Origin of the sequence: Cyclobacterium sp. 1_MG-2023 (assembly GCF_030546805.1) — a bacterium.
GTDB lineage: Bacteria > Bacteroidota > Bacteroidia > Cytophagales > Cyclobacteriaceae > Cyclobacterium.
In genome coordinates, this window is sequence record NZ_JAUOPC010000012.1 from 122,846 (window position 1) to 142,870 (window position 20,025).

The 20,025-nt window shown below is 37.7% G+C and carries 18 protein-coding genes; 9 read left to right on the forward strand and 9 right to left on the reverse strand.

Annotated features, from left to right (window positions below):
- Positions 1 to 291: 291 nt before the first annotated feature.
- Complete coding sequence (gene dnaA, locus Q4534_RS18235; RefSeq protein ID WP_303614589.1) at positions 292 to 1,716, forward strand: chromosomal replication initiator protein DnaA; 1,425 nt, start codon at positions 292 to 294, stop codon at positions 1,714 to 1,716.
- Positions 1,717 to 1,758: 42 nt separating this feature from the next.
- On the opposite strand, the gene Q4534_RS18240 is transcribed toward dnaA, so the two are convergent.
- Positions 1,759 to 2,169, reverse strand: a complete 411-nt coding sequence (locus Q4534_RS18240) for a hypothetical protein (RefSeq protein ID WP_303614590.1) — start codon at positions 2,167 to 2,169, stop codon at positions 1,759 to 1,761.
- Between the two features lie 49 nt (positions 2,170 to 2,218).
- Here Q4534_RS18240 and Q4534_RS18245 point away from each other — a divergent pair, with 49 nt between their 5' ends.
- From Q4534_RS18245 to Q4534_RS18255, 3 genes are read left to right on the forward strand one after another with little or no spacing between them, the layout of a single operon-like run.
- A complete protein-coding gene (locus tag Q4534_RS18245; protein WP_303614591.1) occupies positions 2,219 to 2,755 on the forward strand; it encodes a CopD family protein in 537 nt (178 codons plus the stop codon).
- A gap of 32 nt (positions 2,756 to 2,787) precedes the next feature.
- Complete coding sequence (locus Q4534_RS18250) at positions 2,788 to 3,453, forward strand: SCO family protein (protein WP_303614592.1); 666 nt, start codon at positions 2,788 to 2,790, stop codon at positions 3,451 to 3,453.
- On the forward strand, positions 3,434 to 3,874 hold the full coding sequence (locus Q4534_RS18255) for a cytochrome c (protein WP_303614593.1): 441 nt from the start codon (positions 3,434 to 3,436) through the stop codon (positions 3,872 to 3,874). Before Q4534_RS18250 ends, Q4534_RS18255 begins: the two co-directional genes overlap by 20 nt.
- Here Q4534_RS18255 and Q4534_RS18260 read toward each other — a convergent pair whose 3' ends face one another.
- The 7 genes from Q4534_RS18260 to Q4534_RS18290 form a co-directional block, all read right to left on the reverse strand.
- On the reverse strand, positions 3,875 to 4,291 hold the full coding sequence (locus Q4534_RS18260; RefSeq protein WP_303614594.1) for a hypothetical protein: 417 nt from the start codon (positions 4,289 to 4,291) through the stop codon (positions 3,875 to 3,877). It abuts the gene before it with no gap.
- 150 nt (positions 4,292 to 4,441) lie between these two features.
- Positions 4,442 to 4,870 (reverse strand): hypothetical protein, encoded by a 429-nt coding sequence (locus tag Q4534_RS18265; RefSeq protein ID WP_303614595.1) that lies wholly within the window; start codon positions 4,868 to 4,870, stop codon positions 4,442 to 4,444.
- A gap of 10 nt (positions 4,871 to 4,880) precedes the next feature.
- Positions 4,881 to 6,101: an ABC transporter permease gene (locus Q4534_RS18270; protein ID WP_303614596.1), complete on the reverse strand. Its 1,221-nt coding sequence runs from the start codon at positions 6,099 to 6,101 to the stop codon at positions 4,881 to 4,883.
- Positions 6,098 to 6,736, reverse strand: coding sequence for an ABC transporter ATP-binding protein (locus Q4534_RS18275; protein ID WP_303614597.1), 639 nt, complete (start codon positions 6,734 to 6,736; stop codon positions 6,098 to 6,100). The genes Q4534_RS18270 and Q4534_RS18275 overlap by 4 nt, the downstream gene beginning before the upstream one ends.
- Before the next feature lie 6 nt (positions 6,737 to 6,742).
- Positions 6,743 to 7,921 (reverse strand): ATP-binding protein, encoded by a 1,179-nt coding sequence (locus Q4534_RS18280; protein WP_303614598.1) that lies wholly within the window; start codon positions 7,919 to 7,921, stop codon positions 6,743 to 6,745.
- Positions 7,922 to 7,963: 42 nt separating this feature from the next.
- Complete coding sequence (locus Q4534_RS18285; RefSeq protein ID WP_303614599.1) at positions 7,964 to 9,337, reverse strand: PAS domain-containing sensor histidine kinase; 1,374 nt, start codon at positions 9,335 to 9,337, stop codon at positions 7,964 to 7,966.
- A complete protein-coding gene (locus Q4534_RS18290; RefSeq protein ID WP_303614600.1) occupies positions 9,334 to 9,729 on the reverse strand; it encodes a hypothetical protein in 396 nt (131 codons plus the stop codon). The genes Q4534_RS18285 and Q4534_RS18290 overlap by 4 nt, the downstream gene beginning before the upstream one ends.
- Before the next feature lie 131 nt (positions 9,730 to 9,860).
- Between Q4534_RS18290 and sucD the strand changes: the two genes are divergently transcribed.
- The 5 genes from sucD to Q4534_RS18315 all read left to right on the forward strand — a co-directional run bounded on the left by sucD (position 9,861) and on the right by Q4534_RS18315 (position 17,711).
- Positions 9,861 to 10,742, forward strand: a complete 882-nt coding sequence (gene sucD, locus Q4534_RS18295; protein WP_014018097.1) for a succinate--CoA ligase subunit alpha — start codon at positions 9,861 to 9,863, stop codon at positions 10,740 to 10,742.
- A 369-nt stretch (positions 10,743 to 11,111) separates the two neighbouring features.
- On the forward strand, positions 11,112 to 13,070 hold the full coding sequence (locus tag Q4534_RS18300) for a DUF1592 domain-containing protein (RefSeq protein ID WP_303614601.1): 1,959 nt from the start codon (positions 11,112 to 11,114) through the stop codon (positions 13,068 to 13,070).
- A 166-nt stretch (positions 13,071 to 13,236) separates the two neighbouring features.
- A complete protein-coding gene (locus Q4534_RS18305) occupies positions 13,237 to 14,622 on the forward strand; it encodes a DUF1552 domain-containing protein (protein ID WP_303614602.1) in 1,386 nt (461 codons plus the stop codon).
- 63 nt (positions 14,623 to 14,685) lie between these two features.
- Complete coding sequence (locus Q4534_RS18310) at positions 14,686 to 16,185, forward strand: c-type cytochrome domain-containing protein (RefSeq protein WP_303614603.1); 1,500 nt, start codon at positions 14,686 to 14,688, stop codon at positions 16,183 to 16,185.
- A 65-nt stretch (positions 16,186 to 16,250) separates the two neighbouring features.
- Positions 16,251 to 17,711 (forward strand): PhoPQ-activated protein PqaA family protein, encoded by a 1,461-nt coding sequence (locus Q4534_RS18315; RefSeq protein ID WP_303614604.1) that lies wholly within the window; start codon positions 16,251 to 16,253, stop codon positions 17,709 to 17,711.
- Positions 17,712 to 17,715: 4 nt separating this feature from the next.
- Here the strand turns inward: Q4534_RS18315 and Q4534_RS18320 are convergent, their stop codons facing one another.
- The gene (locus Q4534_RS18320) at positions 17,716 to 19,848 is read right to left on the reverse strand and encodes a PQQ-binding-like beta-propeller repeat protein (RefSeq protein ID WP_303614605.1); all 2,133 of its coding nucleotides are present in this window, start codon (positions 19,846 to 19,848) and stop codon (positions 17,716 to 17,718) included.
- Between the last annotated feature and the right edge of the window lie 177 nt (positions 19,849 to 20,025).

Here is a 20,025-nt window from a genome sequence, read left to right on the forward strand (position 1 = left end):
AGTTAGATATGGACTCTACAAATACTACTCCAATTCGATCCGACTGGCTAAGAGTGGAATGCCCTACTTATCATTTACCTTAGAAAGGAGTTTTAGCTATTATAAAACAAGGAAAAGATTTCAATTTTCAAATAAATAAAAAATCAAAAGATGCCAGATAAGACGTTTTACCCATAAAGTAAAAAAATCAAGTAAAACCCCATTTTTTATTTAAGATATTTTTCCACAATTTTGTTACCCCCTAAAAAAGGAGTATTCACAATTTTTCAACTTTCGGTTAAAATAAATTCAATGAATTCAGAGGCTAATGCTATATGGACTGAATGTTTGCGGGTAGTCGAAAAGCACGTCAATGAACAAAGTTTTTCTACTTGGTTTAAACCAATTATTCCTGCGAGAATCGATGGTTCTGTGCTCACTATACAAGTACCCAGTCAATTTTTCTATGAATGGCTGGAAGACAACTATGTGGAAGTATTGAAATTAGCCATTAAAACCATTTTAGGGGCCAATGGAAAATTAGAATACGCTGTAGTAGTAGACAAGGGCAATTCACAAAACCAGCCTTATATGGTAAGTTACCCCCAAGGGGTGAATAGTCCTGCTGCTGCCAAGAAAAAAGAGAATCTTGCTTCTGCGCACAGTCCTTTTGACTTGTCAAGTTTGGATGAACAAACCACGCTTCAATCCAATCTTAGCGCCAATTATACTTTCACCTCTTTTATTGAAGGGGATTGTAATCGTTTGGCAAGATCAGCAGGGTTTGCTGTGGCCAACAAACCGGGAATTACCTCCTTTAATCCTTTGATGGTGTATGGTGGTGTGGGATTAGGAAAAACCCATTTGGTGCAAGCCATAGGCAATGAAATAAAAAATGGTCCGGAAGACAAATTTGTATTGTACGTTTCCTCTGAGAAATTTGTCAATCAATTTATGGATGGCATTAAGGACGGTAATATAAAGTCCTTCACTAATTTTTACATGCAAGTGGATGTATTAATCATTGATGATATTCAATTTTTGGCCGGTAAAGGGAGAACACAAGAAATGTTTTTCCATATTTTTAATCACCTTCACCAAAATAAAAAACAAATCATCATGACCTCGGATTGTGCACCGAAGGATTTGATGGGTTTGGAAGATCGATTGTTGTCCCGTTTTAAATGGGGGCTGACAGCTGATCTGCAAATGCCGGACTTTGAAACCAGAATTGCAATCATAAAGAAAAAAATGCAATCTGAAGGGATTAACATACCCGACAATGTCATTGAATACCTCGCTTATACGGTTGATACAAATGTAAGGGAATTGGAAGGGGTGATGATTTCTTTGATAGCACATGCCTCCCTAAGCAGAGTAGAAATTAGCCTTGAACTGGCCAAGACGATAATGAAAAATATCGTTAAGGACATTGAAACTGAAGTAAGCATAGAGTTTATCCAACAATCCTGTGCGGAATATTACGGCATAAAAGTGGAAGACTTAAAAGCAAAGACCAGAAAAAAGGAAATTGTTATTGCGAGACAAGTGGCCATGTATTTTAGCAAAGAATTCACCAATCACTCATTAAAATCCATTGGATACCATTTTGGAGGAAGAGATCATAGTACAGTGATTCATGCAGTGCAGGCCATCAATGACCTGATGGAAACGGATCCTTCCTTTAGAAATGCTATCCAAGAGCAAAAGAAGCAGTTTAAGATTAGGTCCTACTAAGAAGCTTAATGCTGCAACCTGTAATAGAAACCAATTTTAACTTTACTTATTACCTTGAAAAGGGTATTCTTTAAAACTGGTTCCACCCATTGCTGATTTTTCATAGACAGCCAAACAAGCTTCATTAAAACGCTCTGGAAAATAAGGTGCCTGAGGAGAAAGTTGCAAGCCTTCAATGGCCTTTTCAAAAAAGAATACTTTTGTATTCCCGTATTTTGTATGGGGCATAAAATCTCCATAAGCTCGCATGTCATCCCATAACTCATCCTTTGTATAAACGGCAAAAATTCGAACTACCGGACCTGTATTGTTTTCATTTCTATATACTGCTATTTCAGTATACTCGCCTTCAAGGTCATTTATCCCCGGTTGGCTCAAGCTCTGGTATACAATCACCATAAGGAGAACACCGACCAAGGTGGCAAGTAAATAAATAATATTTTTTGTTTTCATTTGTCCCAATAACGAGCTGAATCCATTAATTTAGCCAAAAATAGGAAGAATGGCGTTCGAATACATCAAAGCTTTACATATTATTTTCATCGTAACTTGGTTTGCAGGCTTATTTTATATCGTAAGGTTATTTATTTATCAAACAGAGGCTTTGGATCGACCTGAGGCTGAAAAAAATATCTTGAAACCTCAATTGGATTTGATGGCCAGCCGTTTGTGGTACATTATCACTTGGCCGTCTGCTGTGCTAACCCTTATTTTTGGAACTTGGGTATTGCTTCACCGCCCCGCTTATCTATCCATGCCATTTATGCATGCCAAACTTACCTTTGTGGTTTTGTTATACCTCTACCATTTTCGATGCCATTATATTTTTAAATCTCTTCAAAATGGAAAGCGAATTTGGAACAGCTCAAAACTTCGACTGTGGAATGAAATAGCCACAATATTGCTTTTTGCCATTGTCTTTTTAATTGTACTTAAAAGCCTAATTAACATGATCTGGGGTATTGCAGGACTGTTCTTATTGGGGTTAAGTCTGATGCTGGCCACTAAATGGTACAAAAGATTCCGAGAGCGGAACTAATCAATTCTTAACTGTGTCATATAAAATAAAAAATGATTCGATCCAATTATTTGAGTCTTATAATTTTAGGAGTTTTGGCCTTGAATGCTTGCCAGACGAACACTAAAACCAACACCTTACCTATTCTGGGCAATCGACATATAGAAGAAGTAATTGTCGAAGGAAAAACCACCACAGATACTGTTTACCACCAAATCGCAGATTTCAGTTTTACCAATCAAGATGGGAAACAAATTACCAATGAAGATGTAAAAGGAAAAGTGTATGTGGCAGATTTCTTTTTCACCAGCTGTCCAACCATTTGTCCCATTATGAAAAAGCAAATGTTGCGGGTTTACGAAGCTTATAAAGACAATCCCGACTTTATGATATTAAGCCATACAATCGACCCTGAATACGATACAGTAGCCCTCTTGAAAGACTACTCACTTCGGCTAGGTATAGAAGATGCAAGTACATGGAATTTTCTAACCGGGGAACAAGAAAAGATATTTGAAATTGGACAGACGAGCTACCTTACCACGGCCATGGACGATAAAAATGAACCAGGGGGATTTTTACATTCAGGTGCATTTGTCTTGATTGATAGAGAAGGGAGAATCAGAGGTATTTATGATGGCACCAAAGAAACGCAAGTCAATGTACTCATCAAGGATTTACCCAAACTTCTCAACAACAATGAAATCAGCAGTAGGTAGTTTACTATTTTTATTCATGCTTTCTTGCAATGGAGGAGATGACAATAAAAATGAAGGCATAAGTAATATCAAAGATCTCAAGACAAGACAATATGCCATTCAGGGACAACAACTTTATTTGCAATATTGCAGCAACTGTCACCAAGAAGATGGAACCGGATTAAATAGGCTTATCCCCCCCCTTAAAAATGCAGATTATATGCTTGTTGACGTAAATCGAAGCCTATATATCATCAAAAACGGATTGAATGGAAGCATATTGGTTAACAATGTAGAATACAATCAACCCATGCCTGAAAACAGTAAACTCAGCCCAATAGAGATCGCACAAATTGCCACCTATATCTACAATGTTTGGGGAAATGAATATGGATTAATTACTCCCGAAAAAGTAAAAGAAGCACTCAGTACTGCACCATAATTACAATAGTGCTTCACTTTTTTCCAAAGCTTCAAGGATGTCTTTTTTTACTTTATCAACTTTTTCTAATTGCTCTTCAAGGTATGATTTGGCCTGTTCCTCAGACATTTCTTCCAAATCAACATCAAATTGACGCATCCAAACAAACATTTCATCATAGGCATGCTCACAATCTGCTGCTACCGCCTTTAATTCAGCTGCTTTTTCCGTATCCTTTGCATCTTCAGATTGCTCAAGGTTTCCAGCCATTTCATTTAATTTCTTTTGAGAAGCCTTCAATTCTCCAATCTTAGGCATTACCTCATCATGAACCTGAATTACTTTTTCTTTCAATAGTTCATTTTGACTTTCCTTAGGACTACAAGAAAAAACAGAAACACAAAGTAAAATCAACAATGCAAGAGGTGCTTTTATCATGGCTTGGTAGAAATAAAATTAATCAATCAAATAGTAAATGTCTTCAAAGATTATTAAAATAATGATACAATAAAAGTGTGTCTTATAATTTCTGATTAGAACCTTGCTAGTTACAGGAGCCGGATTATTCTTTTATAGCCGAAGAAATTTCTATAAACCAATAACTTTCGCATTTTCCAGAATATACATTAGTTTTTCGGGATCATTGGCATTCAAGACCAACTCCCCTACCACTTTCACTTTATTAGAAGTATACTTCACAGGTTCTTCTAGCATTACTTCCATAACGGTCTCAGGACCTCCGGTTCCACAAAAAAAGCATTCCGCCAAAGGAAGAGCTGACAGGATAATATGTTTTGGTTTAAACATGCCTTCAAATGGGATAATATAACCGTCAGCGGTAATCTCTTTACCTTCTAATTCCTTGGTCTTTTCCCCAAAAACCGGCACAAATAATTCTCCGAATTCATCCTCTTCCACTTCATAACTTACTTTTGACAAGTATTTCCAAACATTTTGTTGTTGCCCAAAAGCAGAAAAGGAAAACAACATACCAATAATTAAAACTAAGTACTTCATTTTGTTAAATTTACTTGCTTAATTGACCTGCAATATCGCCTTTGTAAGCATTCCATGCAGGAATAATTGAAGCCACAATTCCGACAATCAAGGCATATACTATAATCCACCATTCCTTACCGATAAAGGTAACGGCATTTAAGCCTGATACCAGCCCTTGTTCATTTGTTATAACTATAAAAAACAGAAAAAAGTGTCCAAGCATTAATCCTCCAATTGCTCCCAGGAAAGTTAGGATCAAACCTTCCAAAAGAATAAGAAGGAAAAGTTGACTTTTGCCTGCACCTATGGCACGCATAACGGCCAAATCATATTTTCTTTCCTTCAGTGAATTGTACAATGCAATAAATATTCCTAAACCTGCAATAAAAATAATTAGTAGTGCCAATCCTTTGATTACCGTTACTCCGATTCCCAGCAATTCAAAAAGCCGGGTGATTTCAAAAGTAGGAGATGCTGCTTGTAAGGAAGTCCTACTATTAATCATTCTGGGAAGTTGAATAGCAGCCATGGGATTTCTATAAGCGATCAATACGGTTGTCAACTCCCTGTCTTGGTCGGCTTCAGGAAAACCGATCTTATTTACTTCCTGGTCTAATTTTTCCGGACCAATTTCATCATCATGAGCATACCATACAGACTCAACACTTGTAACAATAAGTTGATCCAGCACATTATTGGCAGGAGCTAAAATCCCTACTACCTGAAAAGGCTGCTGGTCATGATGATGGCTGGCGGCCGCTATGCCATGGGCGCCTATAAATGTATCCCCCACCTGAAAACCCTTTGCTTTCGCCACCTTACTGCCCAAAACCACCTCAAAAGGTTTGTCCCAAGCGCTTCCGGCCGATAGCTCTGCTTGGTACAAACTCAGGTAATCGTGGTTTGACCCTACAATTCTATACCCTTCATAATTGTCTCCGAGGGCCATGGGTATGGCATTTTTTATCAGTCTATTTCTGGAAACTTTTTGGGCTTCTTTTAAAGGAATATTTCCGGTTGGAAAATCTACATGGTATACGGAGGACAGCACCAGTTGTAATGGACTACCTTTAGCTCCGATAACCATATCAATTCCGGTGGCATCTCTATTCATTTTGCTTTCAAACTGTTCTTCAACCAATAACAGAACAGTTATTATAGATAACCCTAAGGCTAATAACAATACATTTAAACCTGTATTTAATGGCTTATCTATCAAGTATTTCCAACTTAATTTAAAAATACTCATAGACCGCCGGAATTTAAAGTGATACGGTTAGCAATCCGGTCTTTAATACGGTGATCATGCGTAACAATTATCAGAGCAGCCCCAAGTTTCTTGGCCTGACTTTTAAGCAATTCAACCACCAATCCGGCATTTTCATCATCTAAGCTGGCAGTCGGCTCATCTGCCAAAATGACTTTGGGCCCATTTATTAATGCCCTAGCAATCGAAACCCTTTGGGCCTCCCCCTCACTTAACGTAGTTATGCGTGCATGTTGCTTGTTTTGAATACCAAGTTGACCTAGGTAGTACTGAACCTTATCCGCAGAAAGATTTTTAGAAAAAAAATAAGGTAGGGCAACATTCTCTGCAACTGTCAGAGGCTTTAAGAGGTGAGGTTTCTGAAAAACAATGCCAATATTTCTTCCCCTGTATTTATCTAATTCATTCCCTTTTAAATGGTACAGGGAGGTCCCATCAATGATTACCTCACCTTTTTTTGGAGCCAATAGCCCACCTAAAATACTTAATAATGTTGTCTTCCCTGAGCCGGATTTACCTAAAATCAATAACTCCTCACCCAATTTTAATTGAATGTCAGGAATTTCAATTTCCAGGGAATTTTCATAGGAAAATTGTAGATCTTTGACAACAATCATTAATGACTATTTTTTGGCAGGAATCTCTAAAAAGAACTCAGTCCCTTTATTTACTTTACTCTTAAAATCAATTTTGCCTCCGATAACCTCAATACATTTTTTAACGATGGAAAGACCAAGTCCAGAACCCTCCCTTAAGCCTACATTTTTTGCTCTAAAGAACCGATCAAAAAGTTGAGATTGCTCGGCTTCATTTATTCCTATTCCCTCATCTTTTATTTGTAAGAAAAGGGTATCGTTTTCATGTTTCACCTTGAAATACACATTGCCTCCATCTTTGGAATACTTCACAGCATTTGACAATAGGTTTTCTAAAATCTGATACAGCAAATCCATATCAGAGGTAATCATCTTAGGCAGTTTTTCGAAGGCTAAGTTAATTTTTACATTATTATCTATTCCGGCCTTGACCATATCCACGACTTCATTGAGAAATGCGGAGGTATAAATCCTTACAGGCTTGTAGTTCATCTTGTCTGCATCTGCTTTTCCAAAAAACAGAACACTTGTCAATAAGCTATTTAGATTTCTAACAGAGTTTTCGATTTTATTGGCGTGCTTAACCAACTTTGCTTTGAAAGGATGCTCCTTTTCCGCATAAAGTTTTAGCAATTGGGCTGAACTTAGAATGGATGTCAATGGAGTCTTAAAACCATGGGAAACATTTTGAACAATTCTAGATTTTAATTCACTAAGCTCCCTTTCTTTTTCTAAAGCTTTTTGCAATTCTTTATTAGCTTCATTAAGGTCTGCAGTACGTTTTTTAACCTTTTCTTCTAATTCATTATTTAAACTTTGGAGCTCCTTCTCTTTCTTATCTTTAAAAATGGCCAACTCAATCACCATATTTAACTCTCTTATGTTGAAAGGCTTGATCACATAAGCACTGGGATTGGTAACAGCCACCTTCTGAAGGGTTTCACTGTCAGAACTCGCAGTGAGGTAAACTACAGGGATATTATACTTCTCATTGATAATTTCTGTGGTTTTTATACCATCCAGTTTTCCTGACAGATTGATATCCATCATGACAATGTCTGCATGATGCTTTTCTAGAATTTCCAAGGCTATCTCACCTGAATCAGCCATTCCAATTATTTGGTGGTGATTCTTTTCAAGTGCTTTTTTTAGTAAAAGTGCCGAAACTGTGTCGTCTTCGGTTATTAAAATCTTAAGAGAAAACATACTACAAAATTAATTAAAAATGTGCCCCAATATGGTTAATATTTAAACCGGTATTAAAATTCTTACTAAAGTCCCATTACCTTTTTCACTCTCCACTTCAATGTTTCCATTGAGTTTTTCTACTAAATGCTTTGTAATGGCCAATCCCAACCCTGAACCTTCAAATTTACGGTTTAAACCTTTACTTTCTTGTTCAAATGGGTAAAACAATTTATTCAAATAATCTTTACTAATACCAATGCCTTGATCATGAACTTTGATAACCATGTCATTTTCAACTTTTTCCACAACGACCAGGATTAAGCCTTTTTCTGAATACTTAATGGCATTACCTACAATATTATTAATAATAATTTGAAGGTATTTACGCTCTAAATTGGCATAAAATGGTTTAGTTAGAAATTTTGAAGTGACTAAGATACCTTTTTTTATTCCTATGGATTTATGATTAATCAATATTTTTGAAATAAAATCATTAACATTGGTTTTTTCCATCACCGCACTCAACTCATCCGACTCAAGTGAGGACAAGTCTAAGAAGTTGGTTATGGTATGCAACAATCGGTCACCACTTTCTTTAATGATATTCAAATGCTCTATTAATTCCTTATCATTGGATCTGGTCTGTATAATGTATTCAGTACTGCCAAGTATACCATTCAAGGGAGTTCTGATTTCATGGCTCATATTGGAAATAATATTGCTTTTGAGATGGCTTATTTCCTCGGCCTTTCCCTTAGCTATTTCCAACCCTCTTTCATAGGCCTTTTTTTTGGAGACATCGCGAAAAACATTTAAAAACATCAATCTTCCATCAAATTCCTCTTTCATCTTTGAAATAGAAACTTCAATTTCTTTATCCCCTGCTTTTAATGGCAACACAAATTCCTTTGTAATCTTTTCGCTTACTTTCAGCTCACTTACAATTTCATCTCTCAACTTTTCAAAGGCTTGATTGTCTTTAAATAAATATTGCAAACCATTTTCCTGAAGCTGTGCCTCACTTACTTCAGCAAGCGAACAAAAAGAAGGGTTTGCTGCTAAAACTAACCCTCCCTGAACTGAAAGTAACAGGCCATCCTGAGAATTGTCCCATACAACCTTAAACCGATCTTCCCTTTCTGCAATTTCTAAGTTTTTTTTGTGCAATTTATTTTTTAAAGCCCCTTTATCTTTCGTCTGCTGAACAAAAAAACAAACACCGTAGATGATTGCTATCAAAATAGTAAATACTATAAAAAGGAACCAAAAATTACTATAAAAGGGAATTTCAACAATCAACTGACCATCCTCGAGTAGGGGTTTGTCTGTAGGCAAAGCCATCAACCCCAAACACAAATTACTATTGTAAGGTCTTTTCATTAAAATTTTCCAAGCATACTGAGAGCTTTCTATCGCTTTTGAAGATCGATTCATTTCAAATTCACGAAAGTTTGACGATTAAAAAATATTCCATCAATACCATACAACCTACCATATCTCATTTTAGAGTCCCATCTAGGTAATTCAAAATGAATCCAACCCTTTTCAATTTCATTCAACTTCCCCATGGTTTCCACCAAAGATAAATAGGTCATTCTAATATTTAAACAAAAAATCAGAGGCTTTTTCAGCACATTAACAATTTCAAGCAAGAATGATAAAACCTTTCGGTAATAAACCAACACCAAATAATCTCTTAGATTTTCCCCTGGAAATTGAGACAAATCAATTATCAACAGGCTTAAGACATTATTTTTACCACCGCCTTTCCAAAAATAAAGAGACATTAAAAGTAAAAAGAGGTAATTTGGCAATATTAAATTCATAGGGTCAATTATCTTCCCTAAAAATATAAAAAGTTATCCATAGTTTAAATTAAATTGATATTGTTTGCAATTTCTTTTTGTGATCACCCTTTATCTCCTATTTTTGTAGCAAAATAATTAAAAGTAGACTTATGAGCGTATTGGTAAATAAAAATTCCAAAGTAATTGTACAGGGGTTCACAGGAACTGAAGGTTCTTTTCACGCCCAACAGATGATAGAATATGGTACCAACGTTGTAGGAGGTGTAACTCCTGGAAAAGGTGGCAGTACCCATTTAGGCAAACCGGTATTCAATACGGTGGAAGATGCTGTAAAAACAAAAGGAGCAGATACGACTATAATTTTTGTACCTCCTGCTTTTGCTGCAGATGCAATCATGGAGGCGGCAGATGCTGGAATTAAAGTGATCATCGCCATTACTGAAGGAATTCCTGTTAAGGACATGATGAAAGCCAAGCCGTATGTTAAGAAAAAAGGAGCTATTTTGATAGGCCCTAACTGTCCGGGTGTAATCACTCCGGGTGAGGCAAAAGTAGGGATTATGCCGGGCTTCGTATTCAAACAAGGAAGAGTAGGTGTAGTATCCAAATCAGGAACCCTTACTTATGAAGCAGCTGATCAAATTACAAAAGCCGGATTAGGTGTTTCTACTGCCATTGGTATTGGTGGAGACCCAATAATTGGTACATCTACTAAAGAAGCGGTACAATTGCTAATGGAAGACCCTGAAACTGATGCAATCGTTATGATTGGTGAGATTGGCGGGAATTACGAAGCAGAAGCTGCCCAATGGATCAAAGAAAATGGAAACAAAAAACCTGTAGTAGGCTTTATTGCCGGCCAAACTGCACCTCCAGGTAGAAGAATGGGACATGCCGGAGCCATTATTGGTGGAAAAGACGATACGGCCATTGCTAAAATGAGAATCATGAAAGAAAATGGTATTTTCGTAGCAGAATCACCTGCTGAAATTGGTGAAGTAATGGCAAAAGCATTAGGTGTTGACGCCTAATTTTATATTGATTTTACAATAATATTATATCCTAACAATAAAAAAGGAGATCAATTGATCTCCTTTTTTATTTTCACTTTTATTAAGATTGCTGAGAATGTTCAACCAATAGATAAGGCCAATTTTCAACTAAACTAAAAAAGCCTTAATTTTTATGGTTCAGATACATTGAGAAAAAAGTACTAAGCCAAAATTATAAAAGCAACTGATTTTTAGGCATTTCATTTCTCACTAAGAAATTTACAGGTCTAATTCATTTTTACAGGCCTACGTCCACCATCTATCAAAATTGTATTGGAAATATTCAATTATTTACATTAAATTTAATGCATAACCTTAAAACGAATCCAAATAAAACCTATGCCATTGATGAAATCTTGTATTTTGATGGTTTTTGCTTCACTTTATATTTTTGTGGCTGAAGCACAGGAAACTTTAGATTATAAATCTGATATCATACCGGTATTGGACAAGCACTGCTACTCCTGCCATAATACAGGCAACCCAAAAGGCGGTGTAAATCTAAAGAGATATGAAGAAGAAGGGCGGATAATAAAAGATGGGCAATTTTGGCTTAAAGTGGTTGACCAGATCAAGTCTAAAGAAATGCCCCCATCAAATAAGCCTGAATTAAATGAGAAAGATTATCATGTACTTCTCGACGGTATTAATGGCATCCTAATAAAATCTCTGGAGAAAAGGACGCCAGGAAAAGTCATCATAAGAAGATTAAGTCATCGAGAATACCATTATACCATCTTGGATTTGACCGGGGTGAATTTTGATGCAGTCAATAGGTTCCCTGCAGATGGTTCGGGCGGCGGCGGATTTGACAATCAGGGAGGCTCCTTGTTTTTCACCCCTTTGAAAATGGAACGGTACTACGATGCTGCTGAAGAAATTGTAACTAGGCTTCATGAAGACCCTAATAAGTGGTCTGAACTGGTTCCGGAAACCTATAGGCAAAATATTCTTCAACGTTTTTTAAACTGGCTTTTGCCTAAGTTCATCAGTGATTTTGAACCCATAAACTCAGCAGAAAAAGCAGCTAAAAAGGTACTGTTTCCTTTTGCGAGTAAGGCCTATAGAAGATTAATAAAAACAGAAGAAAAGGAGCTGTTCATCAAGCTTTTTTCATCAGTGTATTATGCAAATTCCGAGGAACCTGATCCGCAAAGATTCAACAGGTCTATTGCTGAAGTTTTTAAAGCCATATTAATTTCCCCTTCCTTTCTTTATAAGATGGAAGAAGAGCCTCTAGGCCCTGAACCTATCGCTTTGGGAGACTTTGAATTGGCCACTAGGCTATCTTATTTTTTATGGTCTAGTATGCCGGATGATGAGCTTTTCAAATTGGCCATAGAGGGTAAATTACAAGCCCCGGGAGAAATAGAAAATCAGGTTAAGAGAATGCTTAATGATCCCAAATCAAAAAGGTTTTCTGAATCTTTTGTAAGCCAATGGCTAGGCATAAACAAATTAAAAGATCCCAATGCACCTTTGGCAGATTTAGTACGATTCCCGGAATTTACCTCTTCCATTAGAGAAGCCATGTTTGAAGAAACCATTTCTTTTTTTCACCATGTGATGACAGAAAGCAAAAACTTCTTGGATTTAATTAATAGTGATTATTCCTTCCTGAATGAGGAATTAGCAAATTACTATGGGATTGAAGGAGTCAAAGGAGATAATTTCAAGAAAGTCGCATTAACAAATAATTCCAGAGGTGGATTTTTAGGTTTGGGCAGTGTACAGGCAGTTACTTCATTGCCCACGCGCACCAGCCCCGTACTAAGAGGAAAATGGGTCTTGGAAGAAATTTTAGGCACTTCGCCCCCGCCCCCTCCACCGGATGTAGCAGAATTGCCCGATGATGAAGCTTTACACGAAGAACTTGGTTTGAAAGCCCTTTTAGAAAGACATAGGGAAGATCCGGCATGCCAGTCCTGCCATGAAAAAATGGACCCTTTGGGTCTTGGTTTGGAGAATTTTGGGGCAGATGGGAAATGGAGAGAAAGTTATGGAAGTACTCCCATTGACCCGAAAGGGGTACTCGCTTCGGGAGAAACCTTTGAAGGACCTGGAGAGCTGAAGCGATTGCTAATGAAAGAAAAGGAAAAGTTTGCCCGTAATCTTTCCAAAAAATCTTTGTCTTTTGCCATTGGGAGAGGTACAACTTTCACTGATGAAACTGCCATCCGGGAATTGTCCGCTGCATTGATAGAAAATGATTTCAATCCGGATGTATTTATTGCAGCTTTGGTTCAAAGCTATCCTTTTAGAATGAAAATTAAAGATTTTCAGAAAAAGGTGAACGAAATTGATTGATGATACTAAAATAAAATTTACTAAAAGTTTTAATCAACTTGCTTAGTTAGGTTATTTTATATATAATATACTGAATAACAATATTTTCACAGTAAGGCCTGCTTTAAATTAGCTCGGTGTTAAATATTATTTTCAAGCATTATTTTGCTATAAATATTACGATGATATGAATAAGAAGTGGCAAATATCTAGAAGGAAATTATTGAAAGGTGTGGGAGCAGCTATAGCCTTACCCTTTATGGAAGCCATGGCTTCTCCTTTGGGTTTAAGGAGTTATAGCAATGATGGTTTTCCGGTACGGTCCACATTTATGTTTATGCCCAATGGGGTACATCCGGGTAGATGGACGCCTGAAGGTTCCGGAAAAGATTATATCCTTTCTCCTACTTTAGCTCCATTGTCCCATTTGAAAGATGATATTTTGGTACTAGGGCAATTGATGAACAAACATTCTATTTTTCAAGGTGCCGATGGACACTATGCCAAAACGGCTAACCTCCTCACTTGCCTCCCCATACAAAAGACTGCCGGAGACAATATCAATAGTGGTGGGATTTCGATCGATCAATTAATAGCCAACCACCATAAAAATGAAACCCTTTTCCCATCTCTGGAATATGGCTTGGATAGAATACAAACAGGAGTAGACATTAATGTAGGCTTTACCAGACTTTATGCAAGTAGCATCTCTTGGAAAAATGCCATGACCCCGCTTTCCAAGGAAATTGATCCAAGAATGGCTTTTGACAGGTTGTTTAGAACTTTTATACCGGGAAATAACAAACATGAAAATCCATATAAAAGCAGTATTCTTGATGCCGTTTTAGCGGATGCCAAATCACTTAAAAATAATTTGGGAAGGTCTGATCAAGATAAATTGGAAGAATATTTGGAATCTATCCGGTCTATAGAAAAGAGAATCAATAACCAAGACAGTTTAAAGGATTTTGCCAGCAATATCACTCCTGATATTAAACGTGAATTAATCAGGGTTAACCAAGATATTGAAGAGTATGCAGAAGTACACAGCGGTGTAAATGTAACCGAGAAAACCAGGCTAATGTTCGATATTATAGCATTGGCCATGTGGAGTGATGCCAGCAGAGTAGCTACTTTTATGTTTGGAAACTCTGTAAGCAATAGAAATTTTTCATTCTTGGAAGGAGTGAATGGAGCCCATCACTCGATCTCCCACCACATGAATCATCCTGGAAAAATGGAACAGTATGACCGCATTACCAAATGGCATCTTGAACAATACGCCTACTTTTTAGACAAATTAAAGTCAATCAAGGAAGGGAATGGTACCCTACTAGATAATTCCCTGGTCATGTTTGCTTCCGGCCTAAGGGATGGCAACAGACATTCCCCTAGAGACCTTCCAATTATTGTTGGAGGACATGGGGGAAATAAAATAAAATCCGGACAAAACCTTATTTATCAGGAAAACACTCCATTAGCTAACCTCTATACCTCATGGATGCAAGCTGTAGGTATGAATGAAACAAAATTTGCAGACAGCACAGGCAACTTAGAAGGCATCTTGGCCTAAACTCTTAACCTATTAAAAACACGCATCATAACAGGCACTAGAAGTCTGCTATACAGGAATCATATGGACAACAAAGAATTGCCCTCATCCACTAAAATGTGGACACAATTAGCTGGTAAACGAATAATAATACCATCAATTTTAATCTTATCTTACCTATTTATGCTGTTGGAACCTTTTAATTTTGACCAGCAAAACGACTGGTTTGTTTTATTAGGTAGGTTTCATCCACTTGTACTCCACTTTCCTATCGTATTGATCCTTGTTACCACAGGCTTTTTATTGATGGGATTCTTTAACCCTAATTTTAATAAGCCAATAATCATTCGTTCCCTGCTATGGACTTCCGTGTTTTTCTCATTTGTTTCCATTCTCGCCGGCTATTTGCTTTATATTTCGGAGTCCTATTCAGGCAATTTAGTGAGCAATCATCTCAATGGAGCTTTGTCCACAGGGATTTCTATCACACTGTGCCTAATCATCTACGAATTGAATTTTCAAAAGAAAATGAAAACAGGTTTTGTTTTTTATTTCTTTTTGATATTTGCAAATTTTTCCTTGGCCTATACGAGTCATATGGGAGGTTCATTGACCCATGGGGAAGATTTTTTAACCGCTCCAATCGATGCCCTTTTGCCTGCAAAAAAGGTTGATAAGGCTCCTGAGGACATGCTCCTATACGAAGACATGGTCGCAACCATTTTCGAAACAAAATGCGTTTCCTGCCATAATGAAAACAAATCAAAGGGAGACCTGCTTCTCAATAGTTATGATGAAGTTTTTGCAAATGGTAAAAGCAAAAAGCAAGCAGTAATCCCCGGGGACACTTCAAACAGTGAATTGATGGTGAGGGTTTTGCTTGCGGAAGACCACGATGAAAGGATGCCACCCGAGGGTAAACCGGGCTTAACTGACAATGAAATCAGCCTACTTTCCTATTGGATAAGCAGTGGGGCCTCAGATACTTTAACCTATGGTGACATTGATAATGAAAAGGTTTTGACAGAAATAGAAGCCTTAATGCCTGATATCCAGCAAGCACAATATAAGATAATAAAGGAAAAAGAGGCATTTGAAGCCGCTCTACAAGAACTTAGACTAATAGGAGATTCAATGGGAGTTGATATTTCAGCGGATGAACGCTCAAATGGAAAGTTTTTCGGGTTAAAAATGAGGTTCCCTCCGGCCCACGTCGGTAATGAAGAAATCAAAGCCTTTTCACCTTACTTCCCCTACTTTTCTCGGATTTCTTTAGCTTCTTCCAATATTGATGATGATGCATTGTTTCTTATAGGGAAAATGCCTCAACTCCGCAGGTTAATCTTACAAAAAACAAACATTAAGGGGGAAGGGCTTCCTTATTTAAAGAACCTTGAAAACCTTGAAGAACTGAATTTATCATTTACCCCTTTGGACGAAGGCAATTTGCTTCACCTTATAGGTTTTAAAAACCTACGAAAAGTTTACCTCTTTGGAACACCGGTAAAACCGGAAGTAATTTCAGCCCTACAAAAGCATAAACCTGAATTAGAAATAATTTTGGAAGAAGGACCATTTTATTAATGGTCTTTTTTTATATAATTAGGTATTATTGTCATTAAATACTTTTAAAATTTAAGTTTCATACAATGAAGATCCACAAAGCATTACACCTGGTATTCTTAATTGGCATTAGCCTTTTTAGTTTCACCCATTGCCAATCCCAAGTAAGCTCTGAAAACCAAGTCGAAGTAGAAGATAAAGTTAAAGGTATAGACCTTTTAAAGGCCTATATCGAGGAAGATTTGGATGTATATAACTATGAGTTGGCTTTTGAGTCCAAAGGAGAAGATTATTCTTATTATGTTCTCAAAGTCATCTCTCAAAATTGGTTAACTGAAAATGAAGTTAATGAAACCAAATGGTGGCATTGGGTTTCATTTGTTGTTCCCAATGAGCTTAAACACAACACCTCTCTATTAATCATTTCAGGAGGCAGCAAAAATACAACCTTACCGGAAAAACCTGATGACATGATTCTCCAAGCAGCGCTAGCAACAGGGTCTACTGCAATAAAAGTTCATAACATTCCTTTTCAGCCTGTAGAATTTGTGGGGGATACCCTCGGGCTAAGGACAGAAGACGCCATCATAGCTTATGGCTGGAGAGAGTTTATGGAACGAGGCGCTAAGGATGAAGATGCCATTTGGTTGGCTAGATTCCCTATGACCAAAGCTGTTGTTTCAGCCATGGATGCAGTGGTGGATTATTCTAAAACCAATTTGGATTTGACCCTAGATAAATATGTGGTAGCCGGGGCCTCAAAAAGAGGCTGGACTACTTGGACTACTGCAGCCGTAGATGATCGGGTAATTGGAATGGTCCCTATTGTAATTGACATGCTCAATTTAACACCTTCTTTCAAGCACCATTGGCAAACCTATGGTTTCTGGGCACCGGCGGTGAATGACTATAAACATGAGAAAATATTTGATTGGATGGACAGTAAAGAATTTGAACGTCTAATTGAAATCGTAGAACCGTACCAGTTTTTGGAAGAATACAAAGACATTCCAAAATTACTTATCAATGGTTCAGGTGATCAATTTTTTCTACCGGACAGCTGGAGGTATTATTGGAATGATCTTCCCGGAGAAAGCCATGTTGCTTATATTCCCAATGCTGGTCATGGACTTAAAAATTCCGATGCTCCACAGATTCTTTTAAGTTTTTATTCGCAAATTATAAATAATGTAAAGCGACCTTCCTATAGCTGGGAGGTAAAAGAAGATGCCATAAAAATCAAAACAGACATCAACAATCCTCCTGTTGCAATAAAATTGTGGACTGCTACAAATGAATCCACCAGAGATTTTAGGATTGATGCGTTAGGCCCAAAATGGAATGCTACGAATATCCCTTTTGAAGCGGATGGTGAATACTCTATTCCAATCGAGGCTCCTTCCAAAGGCTGGACCGGTCATTTTGTTGAACTTACCTATGCAGGTCAGGCTCCTCTAAAATTCACGACAGGGATAAAAGTCCTTCCTGAAACATATGATCACGATTTATATGTACCAAAAGAAAGAAAAGGTACTCCATTAAATTAATTCACTAATTTAGAGCAAAAGCTATGTAGTAATCCCCGGAAGGAGTGCCCATTTTCCCTCCTCCTGCGGCGATTACTACATATTGTTTCCCTGCAACAGAATAAACCGAAGGAGTGGCGTAACCCCCTACCGGCAATTTATATTTCCAGAGTTCTTTCCCAGAATCTTTATCAAATGCCCTAAAGTATTCATCCTTTGAAGCAGCAATAAATACCAAACCACCTGCTGTTACAACCGGACCTCCATAATTCTCCGTTCCTGTTTGCGGAATTCCCCTTTCCGTAAGTTCAATAAACTCTCCCAATGGAACTGACCATTCAATTTCACCTTTATTTAAATTGATAGCATTGAGCGTACCCCAAGGTGGTTTTATTGCCGGGTACCCTTCTTGATCAAAAAACCTATTGTAGCCTGTAGTCGTGTAAGGAAATACATTAACATCTGCTGTTTCCGCGGAATTTTGAAAATCTTCCGGGTGCTCGGTACTGAACAAATAGTCAATTATTTGCTCCCTTACTTCTTGGGATAATTGCTTAAATGCAGGCATTCTTCCTTTTCCATTTTTTATCATTTCCCCAACATCTGCTCTATCCAACCTCTTATCCAGTTCTAAAAGTGAAGGATAAGCCCCGGTTCCATCTCCTTCTTTATCCGGGCCATGACACATTGCACAATTGGTAAGGTAAGCTACATTTCCCAATGAGCGTTTCCCAGCAGCCGTGGGAACCATGGTTAAAATCCAAGGCATCTCGTTGGCATTTACATACAATAAGCCTGATTCTTCATCATAAGCAGCTCCTCCCCATTCTGCACCTCCGTCAAATCCCGGCAGTATTACAGTTCCTTCTATGCTTGGAGGCATAAAGTAGGCCCCATAATTTAAATGCTTAATTTTCTCTTGGACAAAAGTTCTGGCTTCAGGAGAAATATTGGTGATTTCTTCTTCGGTAAATAGTTGTCTGGAAAAGGGCGGCGGAGAGGTAGGTAGAGGCTGACTTGGCCAAGCTTCTTCACCCATTAAGTTTGATGCAGGGGCTTCTATTTCCTCGATAGGGAAAAGTGGAGTACCATCTGATCGATCAAAAACAAAAACCCTTCCTGACTTGGTAATTTGCGCAACTGCAGCAATACTACTGTCTCCCCTTTTGATTTGAACCAGATTGGGAGGAGCAGGCAAATCCCTATCCCAAAGGTCATGTCTGATGGTTTGATAATGCCAAATACGTTTTCCTGTAGATGCATTCAATGCCAGTAAAGAATTTGCAAACAGGTTTTCTCCCAAACGGTGGCCACCCCAAAAATCAAAAGCTGCTGAACCTGTCGGAATGTATACAATTCCCGTATTTTCATCCAAGGTCATTCCTGCCCAGCTATTGGCTCCACCTCTATTTTTGTAGGCATCTTTAGGCCAGGTGTCGTAACCATATTCTCCCGGCTTTGGGATAGTATGAAAAATCCATTCCACTTTACCGGACAACACATTATAGGCGCGAATATAACCAGGGGCAGCACCTGTACTCTCAGAAACTCTGGTGCCTACGATCAACTTGTCCTCATAAATAACTCCGGGGGTAGAAGAACCAACGTAATAGTCCTGTGCCCAGTCCCCCAATCCTTCCTTTAATGAAACCTTACCCTTCTGACCGAATCCATCAACAAGCTTACCCGTTTTGGCATCCAATGCCAAAAGAAAGGAACCTGCAGAATAAAACAATCTTGATTCAGTGTCTGATTCCCAATAAACTAAGCCTCTATTTACACTAACACCAATTTTAAAATCTTTATGAGGGTCATATTCCCATATTTTTTTACCGGTAGCAGCATCTAAGGCGAAGGCTTTTAAATCCGGACCGGTTCCATAGAGCACTCCATCAATAATCAGGGGGTTACATTGGATTTGACTTTTACCTTTATCTGAATGCCCTCCTGTTCGAAATTGCCAAGCAGGAATTAAGCGGTTGACATTGCGTTTATTAATTTGTTCCAAAGAAGAATATTGCGAACTACCCTTACTCCCAAGATAGGCCGGCCAATTTTCATCGACTTCCGGATCAGAAGCTCTTTCAGTGTTACAAGCAAATAAAATGGCTAAAACCATTAAAGAGCAAATATATTTACGCATTCTTACCTTAAGCATCCATTTATAGTTATGATTCTCAACAAATATATCATTTTTGTTGGAAGCAAAAAGATTATATTTGCCATGAGCTCTATGTAAGGGGTTGGCAAGATAATTGACAAGAAAGCTTAAGCAGGCATATAATTATAGCTTACTTACCAATCTCTACCTAATAAATGGTTACAATTTAATAAG

What these genes read in the sequence shown, in the direction of transcription:
- Q4534_RS18290 (WP_303614600.1), bottom strand. Translation starts at nt 9,729, where the DNA reads ATGAATTTAATATTGCCAAATTACCTCTTTTTACTTTTAATGTCTCTT.
- Q4534_RS18280 (WP_303614598.1), bottom strand. Translation starts at nt 7,921, where the DNA reads ATGTTTTCTCTTAAGATTTTAATAACCGAAGACGACACAGTTTCGGCA.
- sucD (WP_014018097.1), top strand. Translation starts at nt 9,861, where the DNA reads ATGAGCGTATTGGTAAATAAAAATTCCAAAGTAATTGTACAGGGGTTC.
- Q4534_RS18285 (WP_303614599.1), bottom strand. Translation starts at nt 9,337, where the DNA reads ATGAATCGATCTTCAAAAGCGATAGAAAGCTCTCAGTATGCTTGGAAA.
- Q4534_RS18245 (WP_303614591.1), top strand. Translation starts at nt 2,219, where the DNA reads ATGGCGTTCGAATACATCAAAGCTTTACATATTATTTTCATCGTAACT.
- Q4534_RS18250 (WP_303614592.1), top strand. Translation starts at nt 2,788, where the DNA reads ATGATTCGATCCAATTATTTGAGTCTTATAATTTTAGGAGTTTTGGCC.
- Q4534_RS18255 (WP_303614593.1), top strand. Translation starts at nt 3,434, where the DNA reads ATGAAATCAGCAGTAGGTAGTTTACTATTTTTATTCATGCTTTCTTGC.
- Q4534_RS18265 (WP_303614595.1), bottom strand. Translation starts at nt 4,870, where the DNA reads ATGAAGTACTTAGTTTTAATTATTGGTATGTTGTTTTCCTTTTCTGCT.
- Q4534_RS18270 (WP_303614596.1), bottom strand. Translation starts at nt 6,101, where the DNA reads ATGAGTATTTTTAAATTAAGTTGGAAATACTTGATAGATAAGCCATTA.
- Q4534_RS18260 (WP_303614594.1), bottom strand. Translation starts at nt 4,291, where the DNA reads ATGATAAAAGCACCTCTTGCATTGTTGATTTTACTTTGTGTTTCTGTT.
- Q4534_RS18300 (WP_303614601.1), top strand. Translation starts at nt 11,112, where the DNA reads ATGAAATCTTGTATTTTGATGGTTTTTGCTTCACTTTATATTTTTGTG.
- Q4534_RS18320 (WP_303614605.1), bottom strand. Translation starts at nt 19,848, where the DNA reads ATGCTTAAGGTAAGAATGCGTAAATATATTTGCTCTTTAATGGTTTTA.
- Q4534_RS18240 (WP_303614590.1), bottom strand. Translation starts at nt 2,169, where the DNA reads ATGAAAACAAAAAATATTATTTATTTACTTGCCACCTTGGTCGGTGTT.
- Q4534_RS18305 (WP_303614602.1), top strand. Translation starts at nt 13,237, where the DNA reads ATGAATAAGAAGTGGCAAATATCTAGAAGGAAATTATTGAAAGGTGTG.
- Q4534_RS18310 (WP_303614603.1), top strand. Translation starts at nt 14,686, where the DNA reads ATGGACAACAAAGAATTGCCCTCATCCACTAAAATGTGGACACAATTA.
- Q4534_RS18315 (WP_303614604.1), top strand. Translation starts at nt 16,251, where the DNA reads ATGAAGATCCACAAAGCATTACACCTGGTATTCTTAATTGGCATTAGC.
- Q4534_RS18275 (WP_303614597.1), bottom strand. Translation starts at nt 6,736, where the DNA reads ATGATTGTTGTCAAAGATCTACAATTTTCCTATGAAAATTCCCTGGAA.
- dnaA (WP_303614589.1), top strand. Translation starts at nt 292, where the DNA reads ATGAATTCAGAGGCTAATGCTATATGGACTGAATGTTTGCGGGTAGTC.